Origin of the sequence: Jejuibacter sp. L23 (assembly GCF_050815825.1) — a bacterium.
GTDB classification, from domain to species: Bacteria; Pseudomonadota; Gammaproteobacteria; order Enterobacterales; family Enterobacteriaceae; genus Jejubacter; species Jejubacter calystegiae.
Map to the genome: position 1 here is coordinate 1,308,559 of NZ_CP138199.1, position 19,961 is coordinate 1,328,519.

Consider the following 19,961-nt stretch of genomic DNA (forward strand, 5'->3'; position numbering starts at 1 on the left):
CCCTTCGGGCAACGCCTGCGGCGTTGTTCAAAATTGCTCCCGGCAATTTTGTCCTCCGCTCATTCCCGGTAGCCGGACGGGTCGGGCGTGACGGTACCTCCCTGTGCCGCACGCCCTCAGCCCGACGTCCTGTCGGGCTGACCCTGGCAGCCGTGAACGCTCCGGCGATTTTCAGGCCGGGATGGGTGCCCGCTGTAACCTTCGGCCTGCGGCGGCAGCGTGGGAGTGGGTATCGCGGTGGGCTCGGGCAGCGCCGGTTTTACGGTGTCGGCGAGCGTAAACCAGAGCAGGGGAAGCGAGAAGGGTAACGGTCTGACGCATACGGAGACCACGGTGGACGCGGGGCGTCAGGTGAATATCAGCAGCGGACGGGATACGCTGTTGCAGGGCGCCCAGGTGAGCGGCGAGTCGATAAAGGCGGAGGTGGGACGCAATCTGACGATGCGTAGCGAGCAGGACAGCGACCGCTATGATATGAAGCAGAGCAGCAGCAGCGCCGGCGCGAGCGTGACCTGGGGTGCGGGGGCCAGCGGTTCGGCGAGCGTCAGCGCCAGCCGGGACAAGATGCACAGCAATTTTGATTCGGTGCAGGAGCAGACGGGACTGTTTGCGGGTAAGGGCGGCTTCGATGTGACGGTGGGTGAGCATACGCAGCTGGACGGGGCTGTGATAGCCTCGACGGCATCCCCGGACAAAAATAAGCTGGATACGGGAACGCTGGGCTGGCGCGATATCCACAATCAGGCGGACTATAAGGTGGAGCACCAGAGCGCGGGGCTTTCCACGGGCGGTAGCGTGGGAGACCAGTTTCTGGGTAATGCGGCGAGCAGCCTGCTGGTGGGGATGAACGGCGAGGGGCATGACAGTTCAACGACCCATGCGGCGGTGGAAGCGGGCACTATCACCATCCGGGATAAGGATAAGCAGGCTCAGGATGTGGCAGGGCTTTCCCGGGACACCGAACATGCGGCGAACGGTCTGAGTCCGATATTTGACAAGGAGAAGGAGCAGCAGCGGCTTCAGGAAGCGCAGCTTATCGGGGAGATAGGCCGTCAGGTGGGGGATATCGCGACAACGGAAGGGACTATCGCCGGGATGAAGGCGAAGAAAGACCCGGCAGCGCTGGCAGAGGCGAAGGCACAGCTGGAGCGTGAAGGAAAACCGTTCAGTGATAAGGATGTGGCGGAGCGGGCCTACAACAACGCCATGCAGCAGTTCGGTACCGGCAGCGCGTTGCAGCAGGGAATCCAGGCGGCGACGGCGGCGGTGCAGGGACTGGCGGGAGGCAATCTTGCTCAGGCGATAAGCGGCGCGTCGGCGCCGTATCTGGCGGAGCAGATACACAAGCTGACGGAAGGCAACCCGGAAGCGAAAGCGATGGCGCACGCGGTGGTGGGTGCGGTGACTTCCTGGGCTGCGGGTAACAACGCGGCGGCGGGAGCTGCCGGTGCGGTGACCGGTGAAGTGATGGCGCAACTGGTGATGGGGCAGCTTTATCCGGGCAAGAAGGTCAGCGAGCTGACAGAAACGGAGAAGCAGACCATCAGCACGCTGGGAACGCTGGCGGCGGGTCTTGCCGGTGGGCTTGCCGGAAACAGTACGGCGGATGCGGTGAGCGGGGCGCAGGCCGGGAAGAATGCGGCGGAGAATAACTGGCTGAATTCTACAGAAGCCCGTCAACTTGATAAGGAAATGCAGGATTGTAAGGCTTCTGGCGGTGACTGTAATAAGGTTGTTCAGAAATACATCGACATCAGCAATAAAAATAGTAAGGAACTGGTTGAAGCCTGTACCGGTGGCGGCGTTACCTGTGTGAGCTGGCAGGAACTGATACAGGGAGCGACCAATGTGGCGAATGATGCTAACCCGCACCAAATCAGACTGGATGAAAAGCTAAAAGATCCAAGTGCCGCAGCACTGGTGAATTATCTCAACGGAACGGATCTTAAATTCCTGGCGGATAACATCACGCGCGGTGATCGGATCATGAATGTAGTGATGACCCCAACATCCTGGCCGGTAGCAATCATGAGCGGGAAGGCAATTATTACTAATGCGATAAATAACACTAAAGAACAGCTTATTGCTGTGGGCGTAGGTGCTGGTTTAGGGGCTGGTATCCAATATGGTACGACAGGTGAAGTAAAACTTTCAGACGTAATTGGAACGGTAATTGTTGGTGGAGTTACTGCCGGTAAAGGCTATAACCCAACGATGATATGGAATGCGGCCGGTGGTTATTATCAGGCTGAGATTAGCGGTGACGATCCATTTATGGCAGCTCTGTTGAGTAAGGCAGGGGCATCTGCGGGGTATGCTGCGGGTAATGTTATCAAAGTACCAATGGATAAAGTACTTAATCCGGTGTCAAAGCAATATGAATGGGTTCCAACAGGAGTATGGACAATAACAAAACCCGTATCACAAAGCTCTGTGCCATCAATCATGGGTAATTTAGGTGATACTTTTGTTTCAGGAGTAACCGGAGATGCTTTGCAAAAATCTGTATCTGGAGGTAAAAATGAAACTAAATAACTCAAAGAAAACGATATGGACATTGTTCTTTATATGCTTTTTGATGTGCATAGCTTTAATCATGATAGGATCTTTTTCTTATCTTTTAAAAGGCTGGCTAAGTTGGGAGTTTGATAAACCATTCCCTTTTGGAAAGGCAGAGGTGATTACAATATTAAAGATAAGCCTATTAGGTATCCCTACAGGACTAGTGTTTTGGGTGTTTGATATTCGTTAGTTGATCTATAGTGCAGCTCCAGCTCTTCCTGCTGGGACTTTATTGTTGAGAATAACTTCCTGGGAGCTGCTAGCAGAAATATGGTGATGTGCTGACCGACAGTCTCGCGGTGAAGCAGGTAATAGATCGCGCTTTGGGAGAAGATATCCCGATCAAGATGGTCTATGATCTGACGGCGACGTTTGCGCAGCAGATGCAGGCTGAAGGTGTTGTTGCCACTCAGAAAGTGTCTGAAGCACTCCAGAAAGAATATGGCCTGGATGAGGTTCAGGCGGGTATTGTAGCGAGTGCTGCGGCTTCGGCATTTGGTGAGATTAGTAAGACGAAGGGAGGCGCTCAGCCTAAAATTGAACAGGTCCTTAAGCCAGAGAAAAACTGGGAAAGCGCTCGAAACAAGGCATTGGATCTCGTAGGTAATTTAGGTGCAAATTTTAAACCAGTTATTGGGCGTTTAGAAGTAAGTGCCGGGAATGGAAAGGTTATTGGACGACAATCCAGTGATGGCAAAGTGGGTTGGCGTGTTGATTATGATCCTGAAAAAGGTACACATATCAACATATGGGATTATTCTCAAGGTAAAGGGCCAGGAAAAGCCGTGAAGCAAGTAATACCTTTTGAATGTAATGAGAAGTCTTTTGAATCTATATTGAAACAGCTAAACAGCTAAACAGCTAAACAGCTAAACAGCTAAACAGCTAAACAGGTAGAGTAAATGACTTTGTTTGATGAGTGTCGAGAAGCACTAAGTGCTGATTTTAATATGGTTGAGGGCAAAGCTCAGCAGGAAGCTATTGATATTTTAAATAAATATCCTCTTGTGAAAGGAAGTGTTACATGGTCAGTAATAAAATATTCAGATTATGAGAATATTGATGCTCTATTGAGTGCACATCATATAGAAAATGACGAAGTATTCGTTTTTGCGGATGATGCGGATATCCCCGTTTTTAGGTCAAGGTTAAGCCTGATTGCTGAAAATATTTACGACGTCACAGCCTTATCACCAAAGTTATTTATTTTTAATAATGAAGTGATAATACAACCATTATTCCCCACTGAAATGTTTCGCTTAGGTATAAGCCAATAATCTGAAGCACAAATCCCGCCCTTTACCGGCGGGATTTTACTTTACAGACCAGTCAGTTACCGTTCTGCTTCTGCGGCCTGCTGATCGCCTCGATCAGATCCGTGACCTGGCGCTGCTTACGGGTGGAAAGCTTACAGACCTTACGCAGAGCCTGCATGATCTCCGGCTCAGGTGGGGTGGCTTCCTGTGCCAGCACAATCAGACAGCCCGGCAGCACTTTAACTTCGACCTGGGTGCCGGTTTCAAATCCGACTTCGCTCAGCCAGTTGCCTTTCAGGTGCAGGCTGGGGCTTCGGCTGTAGCGCGTGGTTATACCGGTCGTGGAATTTTCGTGACGCATGCTGGTATATCCGACTTTCAGGTTGCGTTGTGTTTTGGAAATAACCGCCTGTGGCTTATGATATGCATCAGCCATAATCAACTCCTGTTCAGTTGGTTGTGGTCAGCGGCCTGTCAGTGTTAGCGCACTGGCGGGCCGCGTCTGTATTAATAGCGTATCTTCGCTGCTGGATTCCTGCATTCATAAATTAAGGATTGCCGTTACTTTAACCTGTTATTAATTACAGTGGTGTATTTGGTTTTTGATTTCTGAGCCGGGCTCGCAAGATTTAAAGTAAATTTCAGTATCGTTACATTGGCGGAACTATTTTTTCACTGTGCAGCTGTTTTCGGGAGAAATATGTTCTCACGGTGAATGTTCCGTTCACTTTGAGTTTCTTTTTCCTCTGTCAGTTCCGGTGCCGGTGAACGGGTAAGGAGGCTCAAGCGCCGCCTCCTTACAACCTGGCTTTCCGGCGTGAAAATCGCCCTTCGGGTATAACCCGGCCCATCCCTGGGCCGGTCCCTTCGGGCAACGCCTGCGGCGTTGTTCAAAATTGCTCCCGGCAATTTTGTCCTCCGCTCATTCCCGGCAGCCGGACGGGTCGGGCGTGACGGCACGTCCGTGTGCCGCACGCCCTCAGCCCGACGTCCTGTCGGGCTGACCCTGGCAGCCGTGAACGCTGCGGCGATTTTCAGGCCGGGATGGGTGCCTTCTGCCAGCGGTTCGGCGAGCGTGAGCGCCAGCCGGGACAAGATGCACAGCAATTTTGATTCGGTGCAGGAGCAGACGGGACTGTTTGCGGGTAAGGGCGGTTTCGATGTAACGGTGGGCGAACATACGCAACTGGATGGGGCAGTGATAGCCTCGACGGCATCGCCTGAGAATAACCGTCTGGATACGGGGACGCTGGGCTGGAGCGATATCCACAATCAGGCGGACTATACGATAAAGCACATGATATTGCCGAAGTGACCAGTATACGGTTGTTTAGCGCAGGGAAAAATGGTGGCTTGTTGTATGGCCCCCGCTCACCAAAATATGGACAGACGGCGCAATAGCGACCATTGATAAAATAAAAAACGACCATTATCTGGCCGTCTTTTCCATTGTTATCCCTAAACCACCTCCAGAGGAGGTGGTGATTGATTTCTCAGAGCACCTCCCGCTACCCTTGCTGTGTGGTGCTCGCCAGCTCCGATCCACTTTCTACCTCGGCGGGCGTATCGAATATTTTGCGGCACACCTTGCTGTTGCCCCAGCACTCCTCATAGCAATAGCCGATTAACTCTTCCATTACCGCGCGTACGTCTGGCGCCACCTGGGCTATTTCGCCGCCCGCTTTGATTCTTGCCACTTCAGCAAGCACTATCAGGTGCGTTTTGCGGTTCAGCTTCATCTGATGACTGAAAAGCATCCCCATGACTGCAAGGGAGATAACGCCAATGCAAAATACCGCGGCAATCGCCATTACGGCGCTTTCTGGTTGCGTATGGGACTTAGACTGGAAGCCGTAGAAACTGAGAATCGCGCCCATCACGAAGACGATAACCGAGCGCATCAGCTTGCCAGAGAAGGTCATCGCCCCCGCGTAGATCCCTTCCCGGCGGCGGCCCGTAAAGGCTTCATCAATATCTGCCAGAAAGGTGTAAACCGTCCAGGGGATATAATAAACGCCGCCGGTACCGATACCGAACACGACGGTGATCGCCAGCATCGCCGCCGTTGCATATTGCTGCGGTACCTTAAGAACATAGAGCAGGCTATAGCAAATAACAGAGAATATGACGATGGACAGCGCCAGAATATAGGGTTTACTGAAACTGTGCTTTACACAGATGGCAATAAAAATCGCCGTAGAGAAAAGCTGTAGCACGGAGTTCAGGCTGCTTAATCCAGCCACCATGGCGGGATCGTATTGCAGTACAAAAATGATGAAATAGGTGAAAACCGAAGCGAACAGCCATTCTGCGCCGAAACCGCACAGGTACATACCCAGATGCTTACGAAATACGCGCAGATGGAAGGTCGATTTCATGTCGCGCACCAGGGTTAACATTGTTCTCGCCAGCGTCATTTTTTTCTCTTCGGCCGGCGCGCTATCTGGCTCCTGACGCTCCCAGGAAAATAAATACAGCATGCTGATGGCACAGCATAAAATAACGCCATAGGTTAACGCGGTAAAAAAGAAAGGCTCCGCAGAATCTTTACCATAGATCAGAATGAACTGTCCCGGAATGAATGCCGCCAGGAAGTTAGCAATCTTACCAAAAATGGCTTTGTAGCCAGTCAGTTTAGAGCGCGCCGCGAAGTCGGTGGTCATTTCTGTGGCGAGCGTTTCATAGGGAACCATGACCGAGGTGTAGATCAGTTCAAACAACACATAGGTGGAAAGGTAATACCAGAAACCGAAGCCTTCTACCCATAAAAACGGATAGAACAGCATCAGCGGAATGCCCAGTAGAATAAAGAAGCGGCGGCGGCCAAATCGTTTTCCAGGCCTGGTTTTACCAAAATTGTCAGAGAGATAACCCATCAGTGGGTTACTGATGGCGTCGATGACGCTGGCGACAGAGAAAATCGCTGTCGCTTCTATCAGCGTCAGGCCGCAGAAAGTGGTGTAGAAATAGAGTAACCAGATGCCGGCAATGGCCAGTGCGCCGCTACCTAATAAATTTCCCCCGCCATAGGCCAGTTGATGCCGGAATAAAATGGGTTTTTCTACGTTCATAAACGCCTCGCCATTAAGTAAAACAATGTTTTGTTTTTATTGGTTATGTGTTTTGTATTATTGGCTGGGATGTTTTTTTGTGATTTTCATCCCATTTACCGTAATCAGACGGGGTTATCGGGTAAATTTGGGATGCAGTTAACAGTATTAACTTCAAACAATGATTGCTAAATGAAACTATTTCCCTGTGTGATTTTGAGCGTAATGAAGGATGTCAGGAGGGGGGATTTTCCCCTCAGTGGGCTACCTCTTGCCCCCAGGGTTATTGCGCGTAAACTAGCCGGTAGCAAGCAAGATACAGGAGGCAGCATGAACATTAGCGATGTGGCGAAACGCACCGGGCTGACCAGTAAGGCGATCCGCTTTTATGAAGAGAAGGGACTGGTGACGGCACCGGCTCGCAGCGAAAACGGCTACCGCAGCTATGATCAGAAGCATCTGGAGGAGCTAACGCTGCTGCGTCAGGCGCGTCAGGTGGGTTTTAATCTGGAAGAGTGTCGGGAACTGATTGGCCTGTTCAATAACCCTCAGCGTCACAGCGCGGACGTAAAAGCGCGTACCTTGCAAAAAGTCGCGGATATCGAACGCCATATTGAAGAGTTGAAGGATATGCGCCAGCAGTTGCTGGCGCTTGCGGAAAGCTGCCCGGGGGATGATGGCGCAGACTGTCCGATTATCGATAACCTGTCTGGCTGCTGCCGTCGCTCACAGGCCTGAAGGGCAGGCCTCTATCCGTAGCGTGATCCCCTCTATCGCCACCACCTTTACTCGCGTTCCGGCAGGCAGATCGCTGCTGGCGACAACGGGCCAGCGACCATCACCGACCCGGATCTGGCCACGTCCGTTGATTAAGGGCTCGTCCAGCAGCAGCACCTGACCAATCATCGACTGACCGCGCTGATTGATGCCGGTTGCGGGCTGTTCGCGGTTGCGGGTGGCCATCCAGCGCCACCAGCAGAGGGCGCACAGCACCGTCAGCAGGGCGAAGCTGACGCCCTGCCATTCCCAGCTCAGGGGCAGCAGCCAGCTTAAGGCGCCGACAATTACGGCGGCAATGCCGCTCCACAGCAGATAACCGCCGGTACCCAGCATTTCGGCGGCCAGCAATAATCCCCCCAGCGTCAGCCAGAAAACGTGCGGATGTTCGACCAGCATGGCGGCAATCATGATGATTTACGCTCTTTCGCGCTCTCCTTGAGCAGTTCGCCGATCCCGGCGATGGAGCCCATCAGGCTGCTGGCTTCCAGCGGCATCAGCACCACTTTGCTGTTGTCGGCGCCGCCAATCTGCTGTAGCGCTTCAGTGTATTTCTGGGCGACAAAGTAGTTGATGGCCTGGATATCTCCGGCGGCGATGGCCTCGGAAACCATTTGGGTTGCCCGGCCTTCCGCTTCGGCCTGGCGTTCGCGGGCTTCGGCTTCAAGGAATGCCGACTGGCGGTCGCCTTCGGCCCGCAGAATACGCGACTGTTTGTCGCCTTCCGCTTTCAGGATTTCGGCCTGACGTATGCCTTCCGCCTCCAGAATATAGGCGCGTTTGGTACGCTCCGCTTTCATCTGGGCGTTCATCGAAGAGATGAGCTCTTCGGGGGGGCGCACATCGCGAATCTCTATACGGGTGATCTTCACGCCCCAGGGGTTGGTGGCGTCATCGACGATGTGTAGCAGGCGGCTGTTAATGCTGTCGCGCTGAGAGAGCATTTCATCCAGCTCCATTGAGCCAAGCACGGTACGGATATTAGTCATCGTCAGGTTGATGATAGCCAGCTCAAGATTACTGACCTCATAGGCCGCTTTGGCGGGGTCAATCACCTGAATAAAACAGACGGCATCGATGGAGACATTGGCGTTATCGCGAGAGATAACCTCCTGAGAGGGGATATCAAGGACCTGCTCCATCATATTGATCTTGCGGCCGATGCGATCCATAAACGGCACCACCAGCCCCAGTCCGGGCTGAAGCGTGCGGGTATAGCGGCCAAAGCGCTCTACGGTCCACTGGAAACCCTGAGGCACAATTTTTACTCCGGCGGCCACCACTACCAGCGCCACAATAATCAGAACCAGAATCACCATCATCATCGAAAACCCTCCTGTTTCCGCTCAAGTCATTGAAATATTCAATATCGCAATAATAAAACCGTAGGGATTATATGTGTTCAAGTGTGGCTAATACTAATAGATTGCGCCATTTTTCATGGATTCAGAACATTGTTCGCAGAATAGAACGCGCGGTAACGGGGAGGGGAAATCGGGGCCGTAAACGGCCCCGGGGAAATCAGTAGAGCAGGGAGTAAAGCTGGCGGCGGAAACGGGAAGCCAGCGGATCGCCAGTACCCAGCGCGGCCAGAATTTCCTGGAACAGCTTGCGGACTTCGCCATTACCGGCGCCCAGATCCTGTTTCAGATGACCGAACAGCAATTCCAGCGCCTCTTCATTGCGCCCCACCTGCTGAAGCTGAAGCGCCAGCTGAGCCGCGAGCTGGGGATCGTTCGGGTTCTGTTCAACCTGCTGCTGAAGCTGCTGAATTTCCGGGGTATCCGCGGCCTGGCGTAGCAGATCGATCTGCGCCAGCAGCCCCTGATAGCGGGTATCCTGATCCTGAAGCGGGATGGTTTTCAGTACCGCTTCGGCATCGTCAGGGCGGTTCAGGGTTAACTGAACTTCCGCCAGCTGCAGGCCGTATTCACTCGCCTGACCGGAAAGCTGCCAGGCCTCTTTCAGCAGCGGTAGCGCTTCGTCAAATTTGCCTTCCTGCATCAGTTGAGCCGCTTCCTGGGCCTTCAACTCCTCTTCACGCGGCAGCACTTTATCCAGCAGAGCGCGAATCGCCTCTTCCGGCTGAGGACCTTCAAAACCATCTACCGGCTGGCCATTCTGGAACAGGTAGACGGTCGGGATGGCGCGCAGGCCAAACTGCGAGGACAGCATCTGTTCCGCGTCACAGTCCACCTTCGCCAGCACAAACTGCCCGTGATACTGGTTGGCGAGGCTTTCGAGCACCGGGGTAAGCTGCTGACAGTGCTGGCTACGCTCCGACCAGAAGTAGAACAGCACGGGGACCGTCATGGATTGTTCCAGCGTCTGGCGCAGGTTCGCTTCGCTGATGTCGATAATCGTCTGTGTGGACATGGGTCACTCTCTGTTTAGCGTTTCATCTCTACATGGGGGCACGATGTCGTGCTTCAACTCACCCCTGCAATATTTTATCCAGCGCCCGATCGGGAAGCAGGCGTTTTAGCACTCTTATCGCGTGAGCCACCAGGGTAACCGGATAGCGCAGTTTGGGGCGCGAACTTTCCAGCGCATGACACACCTTCGCCACCACCGCTTCAGGGCCCAGTGAGAGGCGTGCGGCGATACCCGGGTTTTCGACGGGGGCATCGTGACGGGTCTGGTTGACGTTGGCGGTAAACCGGGTGCGAATCGGGCCGGGTTCGATCAGGCTGACCTTAATACCGCTGTGGCGTAACTCCATCCTTAGCGTATCGCTCCAGGCTTCCAGCGCATATTTGCTGGCCGCGTAGGCGCCGCGCCCGGGAGTGGCGACCAGTCCCATCACGGAGCTGGTCATCACAATACGTCCTTCGCCGTGGGGGGCCATTGCCGGTAACAGCAGCATAGTGAGCTGGTGGACGCCAAAAAAGTTAGCGCCGAACTGCTGCTCCATCTGCTGGCGATCGATGGTAGTCAGCGGGCCATAGAGCCCGTAGCCGGCGTTATTAAACAGTCCATACAGGCGACCATTGGTTAGTTCAATCACCTGTTGCGCGGCCCGGGATACGCTTTGCGGCGAATCCAGATCGAGTTCAATACCGGTGTAGCCCAACTGGTTCATGCGCTCGACATCATCCGGTTTACGGCAGGCGGCCAGTACGCGCCAGCCCCGGCGCTGTAATTCGGCGGCGCAGGCCAGGCCAATACCGCTGGAACAGCCTGTTATTAACACGTTTTTTTGCATAACTTTACGTCGTTTCTTCCCTGGTGATTCAGGAGCCGTGATTAACTATGGGGGCCAGCTTGTCGGCCATCCAGTCAGCAATAAACGACTGGGCTTCCGGGCTGGGATGGATACCATCCTCCTGCATCCACCCGGGTTTGAGATAAACCTCTTTCATAAAGAAGGGCAGCAGGGGAACGGAAAATTCTTTCGCGAGCCGGGGGTAAATGGCGCTGAAGGCTTCATTGTAGCGTCGGCCATAGTTGGCCGGGAGCTGAATTTGCATGAGTAACGGTTGGGCCTGAGTGGTCTTTACTTCGTTAATCGCCTGACGCAGCGTTTTTTCGATGTCGGCGGGAGGGAAGCCGCGTAAACCATCGTTGCCCCCCAGTTCGATAAGCACCCAGCGCGGCTGGTGCTGTTTTAGCAGTCCGGGCAGGCGCGACAGCGCCTGAGGTGCGGTATCGCCGCTAATGCTGGCGTTCACCACCCGGATATCAGGCTGCCATTTTTTATTGAGTAGTGCAGGCCAGGCGGCGCCGGCAGACATACGGTAACCGGCGCTCAGGCTATCCCCCAAAACCAGTAAGGTCTCTGCGCTGGCCGCGCGGGCGACCATCAGAGCCAGTAACAGGAAGGGCAGATGCCAGCGGAAAACATTCTTGAAGTTCATCATCTTAAGAAATCCGTCGGAGAGGGGGAGCACGAGCTCACCATCCTTACCGGAGTTGAGCTTGTTGTCAAACCAGCCGAAACCATCGCCCTGATTGGCGAATCGGGATCGGGAAAATCGACGCTGCTGTCGATTCTGGCGGGGCTGGATGATGGTTCCAGCGGTCAGGTCATGCTGTTGGGTAAACCGCTCCATACCATGGATGAAGAGGCGCGCGCCGCGCTGCGCGCCAGCAGCGTCGGCTTTGTTTTCCAGTCGTTTATGCTGGTACCGACGCTGAACGCCCTGGAAAATGTTCAGTTGCCCGCGCTGCTGCGTGGTGAGAACGACGCCGCCAGCCGCGAGCAGGCCAGAGCGTTGCTGGAACAACTGGGGCTTGGTAAGCGTCTTCATCATCTTCCTGCCCAGCTTTCTGGCGGGGAGCAGCAGCGGGTAGCGCTGGCGAGAGCCTTTATTGGCCGCCCGGCGCTGCTGTTTGCCGATGAGCCCACGGGTAACCTGGACCGACAGACCGGTGAGCGGATCGCCGATCTGCTCTTCTCCCTGAATCGGGATCACGCCACCACGCTGATTCTGGTGACCCACGATCTCCAGCTCGCGGCACGCTGCGATCGGCGTCTGCGCCTGAGCGACGGCCAGTTGAAGGAGGAGTGATGGTTATACGCTGGTTCTGGCGCGAATGGCGCTCACCCTCTTTGCTGATTGTCTGGATGGCCCTGAGTCTTGCGGTGGCCTGCGTACTGGCGTTGGGCAATATCAGCGATCGTATGGAACGCGGGCTCAGTCAGCAAAGTCGGGAGTTTCTGGCGGGGGATAGGGCGTTACGCGCGCCGCGCGCCGTACCGGATGGCTGGCTGAATCAGGCGCGTAGCGACGGCCTGAGCGTGGGGCAGCAGCTTACCTTCAGCACTATGACCTTCGCCGGGGATCGTCCGCAATTGGCGAGCGTCAAAGCGGTGGATGATATCTACCCGATGTATGGCGAACTGCTGACGCGTCCACAGGGGCTGAAACCGGCGCCCGGCACGGCATTGCTCGAACCGAGGTTGATGGCGCTGTTGGGGCTAAAGCCCGGCGATACCCTGGAAGTTGGCGATACCGAACTGAAGATCGTCGGCGAGGTGTTGCAGGAGCCGGACGCCGGATTTAACCCGTTTCGTATGGCGCCGCGCCTGATGATGAATCTGGCGGACGTTCCCGCCACCGGCGCGGTACAGCCCGGTAGCCGCCTGACCTGGCGCTATAAGTTCGGCGGTTCTGAGTCGTCGCTGGCCCGGTTTGAATCCTGGCTGACGCCGCAACTGTCGGCGGAGCAGCGCTGGTATGGCCTGGATCAGGATGAAGGGGCGCTGGGCAAATCGATGGAGCGCTCGCGCCAGTTCCTGCTGCTTTCGGCGCTGTTGACGCTGCTGCTGGCGGTGGCGGCCGTGGCGGTAGCGATGAGCCATTACTGCCGCAGTCGTTACGATCTGGTGGCGATTCTGAAAACCCTGGGGGCCGGGCGTGCCGCGCTGAGCCGGTTAATTGTCGGTCAGTGGTTGATGTTACTGGCGCTGTCGGCGCTGGCCGGTGGTGCGGTGGGGCTGCTGTTTGAACGTCTGTTGCTGCATGCGCTGGCGCCGGTGCTGCCGGTGTCATTGCCCGCTGCCAGCCCCTGGCCATGGTTATGGGCCATCGGCGGTATGGTGGTGATTTCCCTGCTGGTGGGGCTGCGGCCGTACCGGCTGCTGTTGGCGACGCGGCCGGTACGGGTGCTGCGTCGCGATGCGATCGCCAACATCTGGCCGCTGAAGATCTGGCTACCGCTAACGGCCTGCGTGGTGGTGGCGCTGCTGGCGCTGTTGATGGGTGGCAGTGCGCTGCTGTGGGCGGTACTGGCTGGCGCCGTGGTGCTGGCTGCATTGTGCGGCGTGATCGGGTGGCTATTACTGCGTCTGCTTGGCCGCCTGACCCTGGGCGCGTTGCCAATGCGTCTGGCGGTCAGTCGTCTGCTGCGCCAGCCCTGGGCAACCCTGAGCCAGCTGGCGGCCTTTTCGCTCTCCTTTATGCTGCTGGCGCTGTTGCTGGTGCTGCGCGGCGATATGCTGGATCGCTGGCGCCAGCAGCTGCCGCCGGACAGTCCGAATTATTTCCTGGTCAATATCAGTCCGTCGCAGATTCAGCCACTGAAGGAGTTCCTGGCGGATCACCAACTGATCCCCGATGCCTGGTATCCCATTGTACGGGCCCGTCTGACTGAAATCGACGGAAAGGGGACGGAGGGAAATCGTGATGAAGCGTTGAACCGCGAGCTGAATCTGACCTGGCAGAGTGCGCTACCGCCCCGTAATCCCATCGTGGCAGGAAGCTGGCCGCCCAAAACGGGGGAAGTATCCATTGAAGAGGGGCTGGCTAAGCGCCTGAATATTCGACTGGGCCAACAGCTTACCTTTAGCGGCGATACCCAGAGTTTTAGCGCGAAAGTGACCAGCCTGCGGCGGGTGGAGTGGGAAAGCCTGCGCCCCAATTTCTTCTTTATCTTTCCGCCCGGCGCGCTGGATGGTCAGCCGCAAAGCTGGCTGACCAGCATGCGTTGGGATGGGGATCCACGCATGCTGACTGAGCTGAATCGTCATTTTCCCACCGTCAGCCTGCTGGATATCGGCGCGATCCTGAAACAGGTGGGGCAGGTGCTGGAGCAGGTCAGCCGCGCGCTGGAGGTGATGGTGATTCTGGTCACCGCCTGCGGTGTGCTGCTGTTGCTGGCTCAGGTTCAGGTGGGGATGCGTCAGCGTCATCAGGAACTGGTGGTGTGCCGTACCCTGGGGGCCAGCAAGCGCCTGCTCAGAACGACATTGTGGTGCGAGTTTGCCGTACTGGGCGTGGTATCTGGCCTGGTGGCGGCAATAGGGGCCGAAACGGCGCTGGCGATGCTACAGACCCGGGTGTTCGATTTTCCCTGGGAGCCGGAATGGCGTTTGTGGATTGTGTTACCGCTGTGCGGCGGCGTGTTGCTGTCGCTGTGCGGCGGCTGGTTGGGCACCCGACTGTTGAAAGGTCGCGCTCTTTACCGTCGATTTAGCAGTTAGTTTCCATATTCTGTGCGCCACATCACGTTATGTGGCGTTTTTTTATTTTTGTAACATTTGTTCATAAATAAGATATCCCTTAACAGCACGTAACGTTAAAGACCTATCCGAAATTGCAACAAATAAGCGATAACATGCCTGTGCTTTTGGCAAGCAATGGCAATAAGGGATAAAAAATGAAAACAAAAATAACTGCGCTGGCAAAACTGGTCGGCGTCGCGGTGGTGCTGGGCGCGACCTCGTTCGCGGCTCAGGCAGAAATCACGTTAATCAAGCAGGATCCACAACCAGGGAATCCGCTGAGTCGTCTGAACTTTACTGTCGGCGGTAGTATTCGTCCGCAGATAAATAATATGACAGGCGGATATGATAATGGTTCATATAAACGTAATGTCTTCGATGGCGGCACACGTTTCCGCTTCGCAGCTGATTACTATCTGTTCGATGACATCAGTTGGGTAGGCTACTACGAGCTGGGCGTGAACATTCCGGCGGTGCTTAAGTGGCATAACCACTATGCCGACGGCGCTAACGATACCACCCGTCGTATGCTCTACACCGGTTTCAAGAGCGACACCTGGGGTACCCTGACCTTCGGTCAGCAGAACAGCGTCTACTATGACGTTGTCGGCGTGAAAACCGATATCTGGGACTACGATATGCTGGCCCAGGCGCCGGGTAACGGTATCAACGGCGACTACGATGGTTCCTATCGTTCACGTAACATGCTGAAATACAAAAACACCTACGGCGATTTCGATGTTTACGCCGCATGGCTGTTCGACGATACGCTGAATCTGAACGACGGCAAGGGTCAGTACAAGCGTAAAGGCGGCGGCTCGCTGGGTGTGGATTACCACATCAGCGACGATCTGACCTGGGGTCTGGCGTGGAACTATACCCGTGCCAAAGTTCGCAACTATGACGGTACTGACAGCACCACCTATAACCAGAATATCTACGGTACGGCCCTGAGCTGGACCCCGGATAACTGGACGCTGGCGGCTGGTCTGGGCTGGTACCAGAACTATCTGCCGATGAAGAGCGGATTTACCCGTTCGCTGGTCACCAAAGATAACTACTTTGCTGATGACGCCTGGGGTTATGAATACTTCATCGGTTATGAATTCCCGATTAATCAGTATCTGGTTAAGGGCATTCAGCCGTACATCATGGGCGACCGTCTGGAGTTCGTGAACGGCACCAACTGGAAGCGTATCGACAACGGTCTGGGTATCAACTTCAAGTTCGACTACGGGTTCTCCGTTCAGTACGAACACGTGTTTACCTCCAGCACCGACGATCAGGGCGATATGAACCTGGTGCGTCTGCGTTACGACTTCTGATGTCGTTATCCGCGGGCCATTGCGGCCCGCGGTCTTTCCGCTACCGGGCGCCGCGCTGCGCCAGCCACTCCCTGACCTGCTGTGAATCTCCTTCGAACACAATTCGCTGGGCCTTTTTAGCGAGCTGATAGCGATACATGGGATCGTAATAGTCGCGCAGTAGCGGCGTCAGCCAGTCGAGGTGGGCTGCGGCATGACCGCGCCGTTGATGTTCCTGCAACGACTGCTCAAGAATCCCATTTAGCTGAACAAAGCGCTCTTCCCCCAGACGGCGACGAATGGCGAACATGCCGTGACGCAGATATTCCGCAAAAGCCAGCCAGCCGGACTCTTCACCCTGCCGGGCGATAAAGGCTGCCGCCATGCTGACGAAGTACTCCTCTTCCAGGCGTTCAAGCCGCAGCGGGAGCGGATCGTCAATCACCACGATTTCCGCCTGTTCCATCTGTGCCCGAAAGGGTTTGGGTATATGGCGTGAGCCGATGGCCGGGCCTTCGTCTTCCACCAGCCAGAAGAAGTCGCTCCAGCCCTTCTGGGCCCGGGATTTCTGTACCATCATGGCCGCCAGGCGGTTTTCGAAGTTCGCCTGGCTGGGTTGAGGTTCGGTAGTGCGCCCGAAGGAGGAGCCGCGGTGGCGGGCCAGCCCTTCCAGATCGACGCCGCAGGCGAAGTCGCGCACCATCAGCGTTTTTCCACAGCCGGTATTACCGGCGACCAGCACCATAGGGCGCAGGCTCAGGCGGCCAAGGGCGCTCATCATATAGCGGCGTACCGCTTTATAGCCGCCTTCGATCAACGGAGCCTGGACCCCGCTTTCCCGCAGCCACTGCTGCACCAGATGGCTACGCAGGCCGCCGCGCGAGCAGTAAAGATAACCGTTGGGATGATGCTGGCACCAGTCACGCCAGGCGGCCATGCGCGCTTCCCGTACCTCGCCGCGCACCAGCGAGTGGCCAAGCGCTATCGCGGCTTTCTGACCTTCTGCCTTGTAACAGGTGCCGACCCGGGCGCGTTCGTCGTCATTCATTAACGGCAGGTTGCGGGCGCCGGGCAGCGAACCCTGAGCGAATTCCACCGGGGCGCGCACATCCAGCAGCGGCACGCCGGAAAGAATGATATCACGGTAGTCCTGGCTATCAGGACGCACCGGGGAAGCGTTATCCATTGAACAGACCTTATGGCCGACGATAAGAGATCGTGGCGAGTGAAATGCAAAATGCAGTAGCGCTATTTTACGTAGCCATAAGGCATGGGCGCAACGCTCAGGGGAGAATATCGTGCGTTTTAGTGGGCATCAGGCGACCGGATGGCCGCCTGTGGGGGAGATTCAGCCGTTAAGATGAGCCTGAGCCCAGGCCAGCCCGCTGGCATATTCTGGCGGCAGAAGCGGCGTCAGGGCCTTAAGGGTATCGCTTAACCGGCGCGGATCGCTGGCGCTCAGGTTGAGATGGCCTACCTTACGTCCCGGGCGCACCTCTTTGTCGTACCAGTGCAGGTGCACCAGCGGCAGCTTCAGCCAGTCATAATTCAGATGACTGCCGATCAGGTTCACCATGACCGACGGGCTGTCGACCGCCGGTTGCGGTAGAGGCAGGTCGAGGATGGCGCGCAGGTGCAGTTCAAACTGGCTGACAGAGGCGCCGTTCTGGGTCCAGTGGCCGCTGTTGTGCACCCGGGGGGCCAGCTCGTTAATCAGCAGACCGGCGGGAGTCACGAAGCACTCCATCGCCATCACGCCCACGTAATTCAGCTCCTGCATAATGGCGCCCAGCATGGTTTCGGCCTGGCGCTGCTGGTCGGCATCCGCGTGGGGGAAGGCGACGCTGGTACGCAGGATACCGTCCTGATGCAGGTTATGGGTGAGGGGATAGAACACCGTAGCACCGTTATGGGCGCGGGCGCCGACCAGCGACACTTCGCCGGAAAAATGGATGCCCTGTTCGACGATGCACTCGCCGTAGCATTCATCGGGAAGCGTGTCGGCATCATTCTGGCCCAGCCGCCACTGGCCGCGGCCATCGTAACCGCCGGTGCGGCGTTTGACGATGGCAAGGTCGCCCAGCCTTTCGAATACCGCAGGCCATTGGTCCGGAGAGGCAAGCAACTGCCATGGGGCGGTGGCCAGGTTCAGCCTGTCGAACAGCTGCTTCTGGGTCAGGCGATCGGCGATGATGGGGAAAACATCCCGGTTGACAAAGGCCGGGTGGCGGGCCAGTTCGCGGGTCAGCGCGGTTTCCGGCCAGCGTTCGATTTCGGCGGTGATGACGCTCTGCTGAACCGGAACGGCTTCCGGTTCAGCATCCAGCCCTACCGGCCAGACGGTGATACCCAGCGGCTCACCGGCCTGACGCAGCATCCGGCCCAACTGGCCGTTACCCAGTACGCAGACCTGCTTCATGCTTCCTCCCGGGGATCGGGATTTTCCAGCACATCTTCGGTCTGCTGGCGGCGGAACGCTTCCAGGCGCTGCCAGAGTTCTGCGTCGTGCTGCGCCAGAATTTGTGCCGCCAGTAGCGCGGCGTTAGCCGCTCCCGCTTTGCCAATGGCCAGGGTGCCGACCGGAATGCCGCGCGGCATCTGCACAATGGAGTAGAGGCTGTCTACGCCGCTCAGGGCCGCGCTCTGTACCGGTACGCCCAGCACCGGCACCAGGGTTTTGGCGGCCAGCATACCGGGCAGATGGGCGGCGCCGCCGGCGCCTGCGATGATAACCTGATAACCGTTGTCATGGGCTGTTTCGGCGAAGCTGAACAGTTTGTCCGGCGTGCGGTGCGCAGAAACGACTTCGACATGAAACGGAACATTAAGGTCGGTAAGGACATCGGCGGCATACTGCATGGTGGCCCAGTCGCTGCGGGAACCCATAACAATAGCGATGCGGGTAGCCTGGTTTGAAGACATGCGTCCTGAAACTCCTGTGGATAGGGATAAAACGACGGCGTTCATCACAAATGAAGGGCTCAGAGAATAGCACGTAAAACCGGGAAGGAAAACGGTTGCGTAGCGAAGTTACCCGGCAACCTTGCCGGGCTCAGACGGCAAACCAGCGCCGCCAGATAAAACGGATCGCCAGATACTCAATAGCGCCCAGAAACAGAAACCACAGGCAGAAAATAATGGTGTAGAGCTGATTCATATCCACAAAGTGAAACAGGCTCATCAGCTTTTGCGCCAGTTCCTGACCCAGCAGCGGCGCGGGCAGCAGCAGACAGGAAAGAAAGGCCAGCAGCAGGATGCCGCCTGCGGTCAGCACTGGCTCGGAAGTGGGTTTCATCGCGATTAATCCTGAATTTAAAAATTGCTTAAACGGTGGCCATCCTCAGAACGGGAAGGCGACCAGTTCCACATCATCGGCGGTGACGCGGATCATCGACCCTTCCCGATGCCAGGCGCCCAGCACGCAGCGCCATGCCGGCTCACCGTCAACATCAAGGGGGTGGATCGCCGGACGATGGGTATGGCCATGTATCAGCCAGCGCACCTGCTGGCGCGACATGGCCTCACGCACGGCTTGCTGATTCACATCCATGATCTCCATAGATTTACTGCCGTTGGCGGCTTTGCTCCCGGCACGCATACGTGCGGCGATGCGCTTACGTATGAACAGCGGCAGGGCCAGGAACAGCGTTTGCAGCCAGCCCTGATGCACCCGGGCCCGGAAGGCCTGATAGCCATGGTCGTCGGTGCACAGGGTGTCGCCGTGCATAATCAGCACCCGGCGCCCGTCTATCGAAAGCACCTGCTCTTCAGGCAGTAGCTGCATACCGCTCTCCCTGGCGAAGCGCTGGCCCACCAGAAAGTCGCGATTGCCGTGAATAAAGAAGCAGGGCACGCCGCTGTCGACGAGAGAACGTAGCGCTTGCGCCACCTGGCGGTGTAGCGGTTCGGGATCGTCGTCGCCGATCCAGGCTTCAAACAGATCGCCCAGAATATAGAGCGCATCGGCCTTTCTGGCATCGCCCGCCAGAAAACGCAGAAAACCGGCGGTAATCGCCGGTTCTTCCGCGCAGAGATGGAGATCTGCGATAAACAGGGTGGCCACGAA

18 protein-coding genes and 3 pseudogenes are annotated in these 19,961 nt (G+C 56.3%); 9 read left to right on the plus strand and 12 right to left on the minus strand.

Translation table 11 applies throughout. From position 1 onward, the window contains the following. Nucleotides 1-201 precede the first annotated feature (201 nt). The 4 genes and pseudogenes from SCU88_RS05970 to SCU88_RS05985 form a co-directional block, all read left to right on the plus strand. Nucleotides 202-2,535 (plus strand): annotated as a pseudogene (locus tag SCU88_RS05970) (hemagglutinin repeat-containing protein); the annotation flags it as partial. After that, the gene (locus SCU88_RS05975; RefSeq protein ID WP_175339456.1) at nucleotides 2,522-2,752 is read left to right on the plus strand and encodes a hypothetical protein; all 231 of its coding nucleotides are present in this window, start codon (nucleotides 2,522-2,524) and stop codon (nucleotides 2,750-2,752) included. The pseudogene SCU88_RS05970 and the gene SCU88_RS05975, both read left to right, overlap by 14 nt. A 73-nt stretch (nucleotides 2,753-2,825) precedes the next feature. Continuing rightward, a pseudogene (locus tag SCU88_RS05980) lies at nucleotides 2,826-3,419 on the plus strand (hypothetical protein); the annotation flags it as partial. 45 nt (nucleotides 3,420-3,464) lie between these two features. Beyond that, nucleotides 3,465-3,839, plus strand: a complete 375-nt coding sequence (locus SCU88_RS05985; RefSeq protein ID WP_175339457.1) for a hypothetical protein — start codon at nucleotides 3,465-3,467, stop codon at nucleotides 3,837-3,839. A 52-nt stretch (nucleotides 3,840-3,891) separates the two neighbouring features. On the opposite strand, the gene SCU88_RS05990 is transcribed toward SCU88_RS05985, so the two are convergent. Then, nucleotides 3,892-4,254 (minus strand): SymE family type I addiction module toxin, encoded by a 363-nt coding sequence (locus SCU88_RS05990; RefSeq protein ID WP_175339458.1) that lies wholly within the window; start codon nucleotides 4,252-4,254, stop codon nucleotides 3,892-3,894. Nucleotides 4,255-4,890: 636 nt separating this feature from the next. On the opposite strand from SCU88_RS05990, the pseudogene SCU88_RS05995 reads away from it, so the two are divergent. Continuing rightward, nucleotides 4,891-5,115, plus strand: a pseudogene (locus SCU88_RS05995) (VENN motif pre-toxin domain-containing protein); the annotation flags it as partial. Nucleotides 5,116-5,326: 211 nt separating this feature from the next. Here SCU88_RS05995 and SCU88_RS06000 read toward each other — a convergent pair. Then, a complete protein-coding gene (locus SCU88_RS06000) occupies nucleotides 5,327-6,889 on the minus strand; it encodes an MFS transporter (protein ID WP_175339460.1) in 1,563 nt (520 codons plus the stop codon). A 309-nt stretch (nucleotides 6,890-7,198) separates the two neighbouring features. Between SCU88_RS06000 and cueR the strand changes: the two genes are divergently transcribed. Next, complete coding sequence (cueR, locus tag SCU88_RS06005; RefSeq protein WP_138096111.1) at nucleotides 7,199-7,606, plus strand: Cu(I)-responsive transcriptional regulator; 408 nt, start codon at nucleotides 7,199-7,201, stop codon at nucleotides 7,604-7,606. On the opposite strand, the gene SCU88_RS06010 is transcribed toward cueR, so the two are convergent. From SCU88_RS06010 to tesA, 5 genes are all read right to left on the minus strand, one after another. Next, a complete protein-coding gene (locus SCU88_RS06010) occupies nucleotides 7,595-8,056 on the minus strand; it encodes an NfeD family protein (protein WP_421805364.1) in 462 nt (153 codons plus the stop codon). The two genes, cueR and SCU88_RS06010, sit on opposite strands and share 12 nt — an antisense overlap. Then, complete coding sequence (locus SCU88_RS06015; RefSeq protein WP_138096112.1) at nucleotides 8,053-8,970, minus strand: SPFH domain-containing protein; 918 nt, start codon at nucleotides 8,968-8,970, stop codon at nucleotides 8,053-8,055. The genes SCU88_RS06010 and SCU88_RS06015 overlap by 4 nt, the downstream gene beginning before the upstream one ends. 196 nt (nucleotides 8,971-9,166) lie before the next feature. Further along, nucleotides 9,167-10,021 (minus strand): tetratricopeptide repeat protein, encoded by an 855-nt coding sequence (locus SCU88_RS06020; RefSeq protein ID WP_175339461.1) that lies wholly within the window; start codon nucleotides 10,019-10,021, stop codon nucleotides 9,167-9,169. 58 nt (nucleotides 10,022-10,079) lie between these two features. Further along, nucleotides 10,080-10,850, minus strand: coding sequence for an SDR family oxidoreductase (locus SCU88_RS06025; RefSeq protein ID WP_175339462.1), 771 nt, complete (start codon nucleotides 10,848-10,850; stop codon nucleotides 10,080-10,082). Between the two features lie 28 nt (nucleotides 10,851-10,878). Further along, nucleotides 10,879-11,505 (minus strand): multifunctional acyl-CoA thioesterase I/protease I/lysophospholipase L1, encoded by a 627-nt coding sequence (gene tesA, locus SCU88_RS06030; protein WP_138096115.1) that lies wholly within the window; start codon nucleotides 11,503-11,505, stop codon nucleotides 10,879-10,881. Here tesA and ybbA point away from each other — a divergent pair. The 3 genes from ybbA to SCU88_RS06045 all read left to right on the plus strand — a co-directional run bounded on the left by ybbA (nucleotide 11,473) and on the right by SCU88_RS06045 (nucleotide 15,916). Further along, entirely contained in the window at nucleotides 11,473-12,156 is a 684-nt protein-coding gene (gene ybbA / locus SCU88_RS06035) for a putative ABC transporter ATP-binding protein YbbA (protein ID WP_175339463.1), read from the plus strand. The genes tesA and ybbA overlap by 33 nt on opposite strands. After that, complete coding sequence (ybbP, locus tag SCU88_RS06040) at nucleotides 12,156-14,570, plus strand: putative ABC transporter permease subunit YbbP (protein WP_175339464.1); 2,415 nt, start codon at nucleotides 12,156-12,158, stop codon at nucleotides 14,568-14,570. Before ybbA ends, ybbP begins: the two co-directional genes overlap by 1 nt. A gap of 176 nt (nucleotides 14,571-14,746) precedes the next feature. Beyond that, a complete protein-coding gene (locus SCU88_RS06045; RefSeq protein ID WP_138096118.1) occupies nucleotides 14,747-15,916 on the plus strand; it encodes a porin in 1,170 nt (389 codons plus the stop codon). 40 nt (nucleotides 15,917-15,956) lie between these two features. Here SCU88_RS06045 and mnmH read toward each other — a convergent pair whose 3' ends face one another. From mnmH to lpxH, 5 genes are all read right to left on the minus strand, one after another. Then, entirely contained in the window at nucleotides 15,957-17,081 is a 1,125-nt protein-coding gene (mnmH, locus tag SCU88_RS06050; protein WP_175339465.1) for a tRNA 2-selenouridine(34) synthase MnmH, read from the minus strand. A 162-nt stretch (nucleotides 17,082-17,243) separates the two neighbouring features. After that, a complete protein-coding gene (purK, locus tag SCU88_RS06055; protein ID WP_175339466.1) occupies nucleotides 17,244-18,314 on the minus strand; it encodes a 5-(carboxyamino)imidazole ribonucleotide synthase in 1,071 nt (356 codons plus the stop codon). Further along, complete coding sequence (gene purE, locus SCU88_RS06060) at nucleotides 18,311-18,817, minus strand: 5-(carboxyamino)imidazole ribonucleotide mutase (RefSeq protein WP_138096121.1); 507 nt, start codon at nucleotides 18,815-18,817, stop codon at nucleotides 18,311-18,313. Before purE ends, purK begins: the two co-directional genes overlap by 4 nt. 130 nt (nucleotides 18,818-18,947) lie before the next feature. Next, nucleotides 18,948-19,190 (minus strand): DUF1158 domain-containing protein, encoded by a 243-nt coding sequence (locus SCU88_RS06065; protein ID WP_138099173.1) that lies wholly within the window; start codon nucleotides 19,188-19,190, stop codon nucleotides 18,948-18,950. A 45-nt stretch (nucleotides 19,191-19,235) separates the two neighbouring features. Then, nucleotides 19,236-19,958, minus strand: coding sequence for a UDP-2,3-diacylglucosamine diphosphatase (gene lpxH / locus SCU88_RS06070; RefSeq protein ID WP_175339467.1), 723 nt, complete (start codon nucleotides 19,956-19,958; stop codon nucleotides 19,236-19,238). Between the last annotated feature and the right edge of the window lie 3 nt (nucleotides 19,959-19,961).

What these genes read in the sequence shown, in the direction of transcription:
- SCU88_RS06065 (WP_138099173.1), bottom strand. Translation starts at nt 19,190, where the DNA reads ATGAAACCCACTTCCGAGCCAGTGCTGACCGCAGGCGGCATCCTGCTG.
- SCU88_RS06045 (WP_138096118.1), top strand. Translation starts at nt 14,747, where the DNA reads ATGAAAACAAAAATAACTGCGCTGGCAAAACTGGTCGGCGTCGCGGTG.
- ybbP (WP_175339464.1), top strand. Translation starts at nt 12,156, where the DNA reads ATGGTTATACGCTGGTTCTGGCGCGAATGGCGCTCACCCTCTTTGCTG.
- mnmH (WP_175339465.1), bottom strand. Translation starts at nt 17,081, where the DNA reads ATGGATAACGCTTCCCCGGTGCGTCCTGATAGCCAGGACTACCGTGAT.
- purE (WP_138096121.1), bottom strand. Translation starts at nt 18,817, where the DNA reads ATGTCTTCAAACCAGGCTACCCGCATCGCTATTGTTATGGGTTCCCGC.
- ybbA (WP_175339463.1), top strand. Translation starts at nt 11,473, where the DNA reads ATGCCAGCGGAAAACATTCTTGAAGTTCATCATCTTAAGAAATCCGTC.
- SCU88_RS06000 (WP_175339460.1), bottom strand. Translation starts at nt 6,889, where the DNA reads ATGAACGTAGAAAAACCCATTTTATTCCGGCATCAACTGGCCTATGGC.
- SCU88_RS06010 (WP_421805364.1), bottom strand. Translation starts at nt 8,056, where the DNA reads ATGATTGCCGCCATGCTGGTCGAACATCCGCACGTTTTCTGGCTGACG.
- purK (WP_175339466.1), bottom strand. Translation starts at nt 18,314, where the DNA reads ATGAAGCAGGTCTGCGTACTGGGTAACGGCCAGTTGGGCCGGATGCTG.
- SCU88_RS06020 (WP_175339461.1), bottom strand. Translation starts at nt 10,021, where the DNA reads ATGTCCACACAGACGATTATCGACATCAGCGAAGCGAACCTGCGCCAG.
- tesA (WP_138096115.1), bottom strand. Translation starts at nt 11,505, where the DNA reads ATGATGAACTTCAAGAATGTTTTCCGCTGGCATCTGCCCTTCCTGTTA.
- SCU88_RS05975 (WP_175339456.1), top strand. Translation starts at nt 2,522, where the DNA reads ATGAAACTAAATAACTCAAAGAAAACGATATGGACATTGTTCTTTATA.
- SCU88_RS06015 (WP_138096112.1), bottom strand. Translation starts at nt 8,970, where the DNA reads ATGATGATGGTGATTCTGGTTCTGATTATTGTGGCGCTGGTAGTGGTG.
- SCU88_RS06025 (WP_175339462.1), bottom strand. Translation starts at nt 10,850, where the DNA reads ATGCAAAAAAACGTGTTAATAACAGGCTGTTCCAGCGGTATTGGCCTG.
- SCU88_RS05985 (WP_175339457.1), top strand. Translation starts at nt 3,465, where the DNA reads ATGACTTTGTTTGATGAGTGTCGAGAAGCACTAAGTGCTGATTTTAAT.
- cueR (WP_138096111.1), top strand. Translation starts at nt 7,199, where the DNA reads ATGAACATTAGCGATGTGGCGAAACGCACCGGGCTGACCAGTAAGGCG.
- SCU88_RS05990 (WP_175339458.1), bottom strand. Translation starts at nt 4,254, where the DNA reads ATGGCTGATGCATATCATAAGCCACAGGCGGTTATTTCCAAAACACAA.